General features: G+C 40.5%; 17 protein-coding genes and 1 pseudogene. 8 read left to right on the forward strand and 10 right to left on the reverse strand.

Annotated elements, in window-relative coordinates:
- Positions 1–46 precede the first annotated feature (46 nt).
- The 9 genes and pseudogenes from Xbed_RS17405 to Xbed_RS20340 all read right to left on the reverse strand — a co-directional run.
- Entirely contained in the window at positions 47–445 is a 399-nt protein-coding gene (locus Xbed_RS17405; protein ID WP_086114108.1) for a hypothetical protein, read from the reverse strand.
- A gap of 2 nt (positions 446–447) precedes the next feature.
- Entirely contained in the window at positions 448–675 is a 228-nt protein-coding gene (locus Xbed_RS17410) for a hypothetical protein (protein ID WP_086114109.1), read from the reverse strand.
- Between the two features lie 50 nt (positions 676–725).
- Positions 726–998, reverse strand: coding sequence for a hypothetical protein (locus Xbed_RS17415; RefSeq protein ID WP_086114110.1), 273 nt, complete (start codon positions 996–998; stop codon positions 726–728).
- 64 nt (positions 999–1,062) lie between these two features.
- Positions 1,063–1,221 (reverse strand): hypothetical protein, encoded by a 159-nt coding sequence (locus Xbed_RS19815; RefSeq protein ID WP_167371944.1) that lies wholly within the window; start codon positions 1,219–1,221, stop codon positions 1,063–1,065.
- A gap of 47 nt (positions 1,222–1,268) precedes the next feature.
- Positions 1,269–1,481, reverse strand: a complete 213-nt coding sequence (locus Xbed_RS17420; protein ID WP_086114111.1) for a hypothetical protein — start codon at positions 1,479–1,481, stop codon at positions 1,269–1,271.
- Between the two features lie 3 nt (positions 1,482–1,484).
- Positions 1,485–1,796, reverse strand: a complete 312-nt coding sequence (locus Xbed_RS17425) for a hypothetical protein (protein WP_139837524.1) — start codon at positions 1,794–1,796, stop codon at positions 1,485–1,487.
- Between the two features lie 452 nt (positions 1,797–2,248).
- Positions 2,249–3,067: a DUF3037 domain-containing protein gene (locus Xbed_RS17430; protein WP_086114112.1), complete on the reverse strand. Its 819-nt coding sequence runs from the start codon at positions 3,065–3,067 to the stop codon at positions 2,249–2,251.
- Entirely contained in the window at positions 3,064–3,807 is a 744-nt protein-coding gene (locus tag Xbed_RS17435; RefSeq protein WP_086114113.1) for a HipA family kinase, read from the reverse strand. The genes Xbed_RS17430 and Xbed_RS17435 overlap by 4 nt, the downstream gene beginning before the upstream one ends.
- 455 nt (positions 3,808–4,262) lie before the next feature.
- A pseudogene (locus Xbed_RS20340) lies at positions 4,263–4,490 on the reverse strand (helix-turn-helix domain-containing protein); the annotation flags it as partial.
- An 80-nt stretch (positions 4,491–4,570) separates the two neighbouring features.
- On the opposite strand from Xbed_RS20340, the gene Xbed_RS17445 reads away from it, so the two are divergent.
- The 6 genes from Xbed_RS17445 to Xbed_RS20760 all read left to right on the forward strand — a co-directional run bounded on the left by Xbed_RS17445 (position 4,571) and on the right by Xbed_RS20760 (position 7,560).
- Complete coding sequence (locus tag Xbed_RS17445; protein WP_086114115.1) at positions 4,571–4,798, forward strand: helix-turn-helix transcriptional regulator; 228 nt, start codon at positions 4,571–4,573, stop codon at positions 4,796–4,798.
- Positions 4,799–4,935: 137 nt separating this feature from the next.
- Complete coding sequence (locus Xbed_RS17450; RefSeq protein WP_086114116.1) at positions 4,936–5,283, forward strand: CII family transcriptional regulator; 348 nt, start codon at positions 4,936–4,938, stop codon at positions 5,281–5,283.
- A gap of 70 nt (positions 5,284–5,353) precedes the next feature.
- Positions 5,354–6,169 carry a replication protein gene (locus Xbed_RS17455; protein WP_086114117.1) on the forward strand — a complete coding sequence of 272 codons (816 nt, stop codon included), beginning with the start codon at positions 5,354–5,356 and terminating at the stop codon, positions 6,167–6,169.
- On the forward strand, positions 6,169–6,894 hold the full coding sequence (locus tag Xbed_RS17460) for an ATP-binding protein (protein WP_086114118.1): 726 nt from the start codon (positions 6,169–6,171) through the stop codon (positions 6,892–6,894). The genes Xbed_RS17455 and Xbed_RS17460 overlap by 1 nt, the downstream gene beginning before the upstream one ends.
- A 223-nt stretch (positions 6,895–7,117) precedes the next feature.
- Positions 7,118–7,327, forward strand: coding sequence for a hypothetical protein (locus Xbed_RS17470; RefSeq protein ID WP_086114120.1), 210 nt, complete (start codon positions 7,118–7,120; stop codon positions 7,325–7,327).
- Positions 7,324–7,560 (forward strand): Lar family restriction alleviation protein, encoded by a 237-nt coding sequence (locus Xbed_RS20760; RefSeq protein ID WP_167371945.1) that lies wholly within the window; start codon positions 7,324–7,326, stop codon positions 7,558–7,560. The genes Xbed_RS17470 and Xbed_RS20760 overlap by 4 nt, the downstream gene beginning before the upstream one ends.
- Here Xbed_RS20760 and Xbed_RS19820 read toward each other — a convergent pair.
- On the reverse strand, positions 7,473–7,694 hold the full coding sequence (locus Xbed_RS19820) for a hypothetical protein (protein WP_167371943.1): 222 nt from the start codon (positions 7,692–7,694) through the stop codon (positions 7,473–7,475). The genes Xbed_RS20760 and Xbed_RS19820 overlap by 88 nt on opposite strands.
- Positions 7,695–7,777: 83 nt before the next feature.
- Between Xbed_RS19820 and Xbed_RS17485 the strand changes: the two genes are divergently transcribed.
- On the forward strand, positions 7,778–8,221 hold the full coding sequence (locus Xbed_RS17485) for a YbcN family protein (RefSeq protein ID WP_086114123.1): 444 nt from the start codon (positions 7,778–7,780) through the stop codon (positions 8,219–8,221).
- Positions 8,218–8,358 (forward strand): hypothetical protein, encoded by a 141-nt coding sequence (locus Xbed_RS19825; protein ID WP_167371946.1) that lies wholly within the window; start codon positions 8,218–8,220, stop codon positions 8,356–8,358. Before Xbed_RS17485 ends, Xbed_RS19825 begins: the two co-directional genes overlap by 4 nt.
- The last annotated feature ends 119 nt before the right edge of the window (positions 8,359–8,477 follow it).

Raw genomic sequence — 8,477 nt, forward strand, 5'->3', positions numbered from 1 at the left:
ATCCCTCGTTAGTGAAAACGATTAATGGGTTTATTGATGTTGGGGGTTATTTCTGAGTCAAACTAATGAGCGCCCTAGCGTGTATTTCAGCAGATTCGCAGTCGAGGTGGACAAAACCACGTTCGAGCATTACATTATCAAAACACACACCATCCCAACGATAAATTGCCGGTTTTTCACTGGAACTATTCAGCACTGGAACATAATAAACGGTATCATCTGCTAATGGCTCCCTCACGGGTTCCGGTACGTCTATGTTTCCGATTTTGATAGTGCGGGGTTTTAGGCGGTATTCGCGATGATCATAGAACGTAAACGGTCTATCGTATGATACGAATTCGTTATCAACGATGTCAAAAACTTCAAAATATTTCCACCATTGATCATCGGTTTTCGCAATTTCAGCAGCTTTCATCATTAAATCGGCGTGTATATGTTTAGCCATGATTATTCCTCATCACAATAACAATTAGCTGTTTTATTGACTAAATACGCTATGTGTTGAGCCATTTCTGCCTTGCTTTGTAAATCCTCTTGTACTAATTTTTGGAACTGATTAGTCAGCGTTCTCAGATAAATAGTCTCAGGCTCTGCTGATACAATGCGTTCAGTACTTAATGTAAAATCTGCATTATCATCAAATTTTAATGTTATTTGTAACGTAAATTCGTTCATTTTATATTTCCTATATTCAGGTAATAAAAAGCCCCGCATTGGCGAGGCTGTTATTTACTCCGTAGTTCTCTAACAACTCTGATTATTTCTGCGTGAGTAACATATTTGAATTTCTCAGGACGACCATATTGAATATATTCATTTACAGACATCTGACGCCATTCAGGGTGAGGATTATTCCCACACAGAATAAATTTAGAGTCGTCAATATTTTTTTTAAATACATCCACACTGATAGATTCTGACAAACCACTACCGTGGTTCATTGTCGCAACTATGCGAACAATAGTTGTTTTTTTATGAATAGTATGGATTAGCTGCATAACAATATCCTCAGTTATTCGTATTAAACTCACCACAGCCCACTCGGAAATGAGCTGTAATTAGTTAACCATAAATTGCTGTCATATCACGAATGAAGCGGCGCATTGATAATGCTTGCTGAATACTATGTTTACGCAAGAAATCATCATGACGAAAACGAATGGCGTTGGTGCGGCAACGTTTTAAAGAGGCGCGAACCTCGTTGATGAATTTGATATTCATATTATCCTCAAAATTAATATTGTTTATTGGAAATGAGCTGTAATTAGTTACCTGAGTAATATGTTAATAGCTGCACCTCCTAATTCACTACGGTGCTCACTAAATGATTTCATTAATTGCGTGAACAATTCTCTAACGCTATCTGGCATACTGGAGTTTGACGCAATTTGATAAGCCATCGCCAGCACCTGCTCTGCATTTTCTGCAGATTCTAATTTCTGATACGCTAATGCTATTTCTTTTCCTTCGGAATAATTCATAACTCACACCCTCGCCGTAACCGCCCCCAATCTTCTATTGGCTCTTTGCTTGGTTGAGTAGAGAGCTACTTCACTCATGCAGCAAGATCCGCTGTTGCCATCATCCTTAATGTCTTTATTCAATCCAATCACCAGATTTGCCAGTACGTCAGTTTCGTCTACTGGTCTAATGATTGAATCCCAAATTTCTTCCACTGAGCGGCTTATTGGTTTGGCTTCGTATTCAGCCCGCTTTCTATCCCAATATTCGTTTTGCTTTGCTAAACGACGGGTTTTAGCATTTGCAGGTCGATTACTTTTCAAAATCGTTGTCATATCGCCTCCGTAAGTAAGTTTTGGTGGTGTGGTGGCGGTCACCTGATTACCGCAGCCGTGTTTGTCGCACGGTTTACTCCGCTGCAAGGAATCTATATTTTTGGGCTAATCACCACACCCCAAAACCTACTCAGTGGGGTTTGCTCTAACACATATTCAGAGCGCCGTATTTTTAAAGAGCGATGTTGCTTTTATCTTTGGCTGTGTGCCGTTGATGAATCTATATTGAACCAAAAGTACGAAATAGACAAGTACCAAAAGTACGATAATTTAATATTAATTTGTACTTTTGGTCTAACTCATTGTTAGATAAAGAAATAAATTTTAATTCTCGTTATAAATTGTGATTTAGATCACTGACTGGTGACTAACTGTGCGGATTGAATGGGATTTTATATGGGGGTGAGGGCGAAAGAGGACAAAAAAGCCCTCGTGGGAGGGCTGAAGAAAATTTATATTGAGTCTTTTGCAAACTGGACTATTGAATGTGAATCATTATGTCTAAAGTGACATATTTTGTTGTTGTCCAAAGTTTTTTGTATTTCATCAATTGCCTTTTGTTCTGCAATAGATGGTTTTCTATGAGAATCAATAGTAAATAGCACTGCGTCCAAATCAAAAATATCTTCAGTAACAGCTCGTTTCACTCTAGATACCCAGGTATCGCAATGCTCCAGCATTTTACTAGGCTCATCTTGAGTAAATGCTAAAGGTTTGATTGCACAAAGTATGTGTTCATCATTTTTTGCAACCAATGGCATTGAAAAACGAGTAAGCTCTCCACCAAGCGTTTCTTTTTTAAAGGCATTCTTAAGTTCTTGATGTGACTGAAATCTACTCCTCAATTCTTTAACTAAGATTTCTTCTCTTCTTTCTTTTGTGTATTCGGTATGTTTTATAAATTTCTTGTAAAGCCTCACTAACTCAGCATCATAAGCACTGGTCAGTATAATTCGAGGGATGCTGTAGTAAAAAATAGACTCTCTTGGTGATGTAAATGTATTGAAAAAGTCAGCCACTTTGCGAGGATTGCCTATCTGCGATACTAAGCTGCACGCAGTTTGTAGTTCTTGCTCTATACTGGGTTTAACTGCATGAAAAATAGTATCATCTTTAAAAAAATTTCTTACGCGAGCATCATTACTCTTGGTTAATTTGAAAGACATTTTGCCAAGTTTTGGAGCGCAGATAACTACACCAATATTGGCAAACTCTTCAGTTTCCGCATAAGGTGCATATCTTATTATGCTGTAAAGGCATGGGGTGCTCATAAAATTGTACTCCGAAACTTTTGGTTAAAACCTCTATCAACCAACAATGTAATATTATTTAATACTGCATCCTTATCTGGTAGTTCATTGATCCACTCATCTGGCAGAGATGGTATGGATTCTGTAATTTTATCTTTCAGTATTGATACTGTATCTACTACTTCCTCACGGTCCAGCATATCGAAAATCCAGTTTCTGTGGCAAGGTGAGAAAACATGGTATTCGAATTGTAATAATGTGCATTTTGGGTCAAATGCTAAATTATGGTCAATCAAATAGTATCTCTGTTTCTTGTAGTTATAGATGATATTTACATTTCCGCCCTGTTTTGACAGGTTCCTATCTGAGTTGTTTATCAATCTATCGAAAAAATAGATTAGTTTTTGCTCTTGCTCATCAATGGCATCATGAGCTAATCCAAAATTTATAGTTGCTGAATCCTCAATGAATTTTGATGCATATGCATAGCCAGGATTTATCCCTCCTTTATAGGTAGGAGGGAGATATTCGACGAAATCATCTGAGATATAGACAATTTTAAAGTCTGGTATTGGTAACTTAATGCTTTGAGCCAATATTGATGCCATAAATTCGTGAATAAGTTCAACCCTTGGCATTGAGGCTGTGCTTTTAACTACATACAATTGATCATCATTACATCGACACAAGAATGGTTGAGTTGAACCTTCTTCCATTTTTCTTACTAATTCAACAACATATAATTCTTCGCCAGCGCTCATAATTCCACATTTCAAGATGAGTTTTAATATGTCATAACCCAAAAGGGAATAACAGTTTAATGTTTATGTGTGATCAACCACACTACATCACTCCAGCTAATATTTTGATCGGAAATTGCTTAATTTGTGAGACAGACATGGGATTTGGCATAAGGCCGCGAAATGCGGCCTGTACTAAAATATATGATCAGGATAACATTTTTCAACGTTATGATTTACAGATGAAAATTCTTCTGTTAACTTGCTTTATTGCCACGCTTCGCCAGCATCTCGGCGAAAATTGAATCAAAATGTGCTGCTTTTATCTGCATTTCTTTCAAAAAACGCTTTGCCTCTTCTGATGGCAATCGGTCAAACAGCTCTAATAATTCTTCTTGTTCCTTTGTTAATTGTCTGACTGGCGGTTTTACTGCCTGTATTTTTTTAGGGCGAGCGTCATCCTCGGTATTGTCTATACCGTGTTGTAGCCAGACGATGTCGACTTTCAGGTAGTTTGCAAGAGCGTTCATTTTTTCTTGCCTAGGCAATGATTCAGAATTAAACCACTTGCTGACCGCTTTTGATGAAACCCCTAAAGCCCTAACTATCGCTGCCCCTCGACCATGTTCATTTAGACCAGCCTGTGAACAGGCTTGCGCCAGTCTCTGGGAAAATTGTTTGCGCGTTTCTTCTGTCTGTACCATAAGTACGATGATAATCCACTTGAAAAAACTTTCAGTTCAATCATAATGTGTACTGAAAGTACGAAATAAGGAAATCAACCATGAGATCTCTGGAAGAACCAATTAAAAATATTGGTATCACCGAGGTAGCACAGGCTTGTGGAGTTAGTGAGAGAGCTGTTTACAAATGGCTCAAGAACGGCTTTCTCCCCAAGACTGAATTCTTCGGTAAGACCAAATATGCCGAGACGATTCAACAAATTTCTGATGGTAAATATCAGGCTAATGATCTGTTAGATATCAGCAGAAAAAAACTACTCTCAGCATAGCAGTACGCTCTTTAACATCGCTAGCGCCCTGAATACGAGTTAGGGCAACTAACACCATCATCTATCTCAGGATAGTTGACGATTCTGTATTTTTATTAAACAAAGTTAATCAAATTTCACTTTAGGACAGTTTAAGCATGGAACATGCAAGTTACAGCAAATTATTTAGGGACAAAGAAAGCGAGCTACTTAACAAGCTCGTGCTCAAAGGCTCACGGAACGTAGCAAAAATAATTGGACTTCACGAATCACAAATTACTCGCTGGCAGCGTCCGCAAAAAGTCGCCGAACTCAGTTTCATTGAGAAAATGGCGCGGTTCTTGGTTGCCATTGAATATGACTCACCAGATACAAACGTGGTGATCAACAGGGAAGACGCAGAGAAGTTGATAGCGGTACTGGAACATATCAGATACCCAAAAAGAAAAACCTCGAAGGCTGGCACCAACGAGGCTTCTGAAATGCAACTTGAGATGTCGATTTAACGACTGAGAAAAACAACATTTCACAGGAGTAATTATACATGAAAAACAAAATTAATGGTAGGGAGGCCGTATGAATACAGCGGAAGTTTATCAGTTCCCTGTCCGGCAGGAGATACACAAAGTGGCCGATGTTGATAATGGATTCACTCGGCTAGCCAATGAACTACTTGAGGCGGTCATGCTGGCTGGATTGTCGCAACATCAATTACTGGTGTTTCTGGCAATTTCAAGAAAAACGTATGGCTTCAACAAAAGCATGGATTGGGTCAGCAACGATCAGCTTTCCAAATTAACAGGGATATTGTCTCACAAGTGTTCAGCAGCAAAGAGTGATCTGGTGAAACGGAAGATATTAGTAACCAACGGAAGGCAGGTAGGAATTAATAAAAATATCTCTGAATGGGAGGATAAAAACAAGGTTTACCCGAAAAAGGTAAGTTTACCCGAATCAGGTAAGAAAAGTTTACCGGAAAAAGGTAAAAGCGATTACCCGAATCAGGTAAACACAAAAGACAATACTACAAAAGAAAAGAAAGACAATAATAATACCCCTATATCCCCTTTACCGAAAAAAGTCGTCAAACCTAAATTTGACATCAATCAGGTTCAATTGCCTGAATGGTTAGATCCTGTTGTATGGAATGATTGGCTGGAATATCGCTCGGCAATTAAGAAGCCAATCAAAACACTCCAGACATTTAACGGGCAAATTAATCTACTGAAAGAGTGTTACGACGCTGGCTATAGTCCATCTGAGGTTATTAATCCCAGTATTGCGAATGGCTGGCAAGGTTTATTCCAGCCCAAATATCCACCTAAAACACGATCGGTCAATCGCATTGCCCAGCCAGTACGCACAGAGCAATTCATATCGGAGGATTTCTAATGAGCATGGCAGAAACGCTAGCCCGTTTTCACCGGATGATGCCGGAGCACATTACGCCCAAATTCACTCATGCTGATGAGTTGATGGCATGGCAGCGTGAACAGGGGGAAATTGATTCAAAGCGCATTGCCGAAGAAAACCGCGTGAGCCGCCTGAATCGAATTATGGGGCGTTCTGGTATCAGCCCACTACACCAGAGTTGTACGTTTGATAACTACATCGCAGATACACCAGAGCAGCAAAAAGCCCTCACTAGATCTCGCCGCTATGCCGAGAATTTCGGTAAATCGTTTGGCGGGTTTATTTTCAGTGGTAACCCCGGTACGGGGAAAAATCATCTCGCCGCTGCCATAGGAAACCATATCATCCAGAACGGCAAGAGCATTCTGATCGCTACACTACCTGACCTGATGATGCGGGTTCGGGAAACCTACCAGAAAGACGCGAAAATCAATGAATCTGCATTGGTTGAGGATTTGTGTGCGGTTGATTTGTTGGTACTCGATGATGTTGGTGTGCAGCGCAATAACCGGAATGAGGATTTAATTATATTTCAGGTAGTGGATCGCCGTCTGGCAAATAAAAAACCTGTCGGAGTACTGACCAATCTGGATTTTGAGCAATTGACTGCTGTTCTGGGTGAGCGGGTTATTGATCGCCTCAGAATGGGGACGCCGACCGTAATCAATTTCAATTGGCAGAGCTATCGCCGCCAAGTTAAATAACAAGGGTTATTAATGACAATCATTTTCCACAAAGATAAACACTGGGAAGACAATCCACAGAATTATCAAATCTATAGCCTACTGAGAAGCAAAAACCGCTCTTTTGTTTACAGGAGTGAGCATCATTTCAACCGAAAAATCAGGCGTTGTTATCCGCGCGGTAATGCAATCGTTCGGCTGGAAAGGCTGGAACTGAATAAACCCCACAGGAAGGACTTTTAAGATGAAAACAGTAAAAGTTGATTGGCTAGGTGATTGTGAAAAATGTGGTATGGACAGCGCATTAATTGAGACAAATGGAAACGAAAACTGGCTGTATGAAGGGGATGTCGTGACATGTTGTGGTTGTGGGCATACTGGCCATGTTGAAATTTTACAATGTGAACCCGTTGCCTATGCAGTATGGGACGAATTGGTGGAGGTGGAAGCATGACCGTAGAACTCAAACCATGTCCGTTTTGTGGCAGCAATGATTTATGTCCAGATTATGAGGATAGAGGTGAATTACATAAGTACGCAGCATGGATTGTATGTGGAAAATGCGGTTCCAATGGTCCGTTTTCAAAATGGGAAAATAGTTACGATAACGCGACTGATTCAGCGTCTGAATTGTGGAACCAGAGGGCAAATAACAATGCCAAGAACAGCAATTCAACGACTGAATAATTCAGCAGGTCATGATTACCAGTGGTCAGAAATGTGCCGAGTTCATCTCTGTAAAAAATGTGGTACAGCAGAGCATCGTAGCGGTTGGTATTGGTGGGCAGGGCATAAGTCAAAGCAAGAGCCACCCTGTGCATACAATCCACAAATTGACAGCGCAGAAATGCGGAACTGGTGTGCAGAAAATGCAACTTATGAGGGGTTATAACGGAGGTTAGGAGTGGAATATAATTTTCTATTCCATGAATCAACTAAAAACGCCGCATGGCAGCATCTCAAAGAAGTTCTGGCTACAAACCAACCTCACCGAATTATCATCAAACCGTGGAAAAACACCCGCTCACTATCTCAGAACGCTACCGCCCATATGTGGTTTGGCGAGATTAGTCGTTATCTGAAATCGAAAGGCGAGAACTATTCACCAGATGAAGTCAAGGAGATGCTCAAGCATACATTCTTGGGCTATGAGGTGATTGGTCGGATTGATGCCAGAACACAGGAGGTTGAACACGTCAGGACGTTGAAACAGACGTCCAAATTAGACACTGGCGAGATGTTTCGATTCATGGAGCAAATTGAGCAATGGGCAGCGGGCATCGGTTGTTTTGTGACAATACCGGAAGACTCAGAGTATATGCGACTCAAAAGGGAGCAGGAACGGTGAATAAAAAATTTGAATCAATGATCCGTCGTCTGTATGGCAACCGATACAGCTTGGTGCGTGATGTCGAGGGTTGCTATGCCAGCGAAGTGGTCAAACGTATGTTTGAGGTTTGGCGCGAGGCTAAGGGGCTGAAATGAAATACCTCACATACGTACTCTTTTGGATAGCAGCCATGCTGATGATGGGACTGGTGTTAGGGGGATAGAGTGGCAAAGGCAAAACTAAATGCAATTGATGCAATGGCAAAATGGATGTC

It is taken from the genome of Xenorhabdus beddingii (assembly GCF_002127545.1).
GTDB classification, from domain to species: domain Bacteria; phylum Pseudomonadota; class Gammaproteobacteria; order Enterobacterales; family Enterobacteriaceae; genus Xenorhabdus; species Xenorhabdus beddingii.

Bases quoted from the DNA above. Each gene is read 5' to 3' on its own strand.
- Xbed_RS17405 (WP_086114108.1), bottom strand. From the start codon at position 445: ATGGCTAAACATATACACGCCGATTTAATGATGAAAGCTGCTGAAATT.
- Xbed_RS17410 (WP_086114109.1), bottom strand. From the start codon at position 675: ATGAACGAATTTACGTTACAAATAACATTAAAATTTGATGATAATGCA.
- Xbed_RS17415 (WP_086114110.1), bottom strand. From the start codon at position 998: ATGCAGCTAATCCATACTATTCATAAAAAAACAACTATTGTTCGCATA.
- Xbed_RS19815 (WP_167371944.1), bottom strand. From the start codon at position 1,221: ATGAATATCAAATTCATCAACGAGGTTCGCGCCTCTTTAAAACGTTGC.
- Xbed_RS17420 (WP_086114111.1), bottom strand. From the start codon at position 1,481: ATGAATTATTCCGAAGGAAAAGAAATAGCATTAGCGTATCAGAAATTA.
- Xbed_RS17425 (WP_139837524.1), bottom strand. From the start codon at position 1,796: ATGACAACGATTTTGAAAAGTAATCGACCTGCAAATGCTAAAACCCGT.
- Xbed_RS17430 (WP_086114112.1), bottom strand. From the start codon at position 3,067: ATGAGCACCCCATGCCTTTACAGCATAATAAGATATGCACCTTATGCG.
- Xbed_RS17435 (WP_086114113.1), bottom strand. From the start codon at position 3,807: ATGAGCGCTGGCGAAGAATTATATGTTGTTGAATTAGTAAGAAAAATG.
- Xbed_RS17445 (WP_086114115.1), top strand. From the start codon at position 4,571: ATGAGATCTCTGGAAGAACCAATTAAAAATATTGGTATCACCGAGGTA.
- Xbed_RS17450 (WP_086114116.1), top strand. From the start codon at position 4,936: ATGGAACATGCAAGTTACAGCAAATTATTTAGGGACAAAGAAAGCGAG.
- Xbed_RS17455 (WP_086114117.1), top strand. From the start codon at position 5,354: ATGAATACAGCGGAAGTTTATCAGTTCCCTGTCCGGCAGGAGATACAC.
- Xbed_RS17460 (WP_086114118.1), top strand. From the start codon at position 6,169: ATGAGCATGGCAGAAACGCTAGCCCGTTTTCACCGGATGATGCCGGAG.
- Xbed_RS17470 (WP_086114120.1), top strand. From the start codon at position 7,118: ATGAAAACAGTAAAAGTTGATTGGCTAGGTGATTGTGAAAAATGTGGT.
- Xbed_RS20760 (WP_167371945.1), top strand. From the start codon at position 7,324: ATGACCGTAGAACTCAAACCATGTCCGTTTTGTGGCAGCAATGATTTA.
- Xbed_RS19820 (WP_167371943.1), bottom strand. From the start codon at position 7,694: ATGCACAGGGTGGCTCTTGCTTTGACTTATGCCCTGCCCACCAATACC.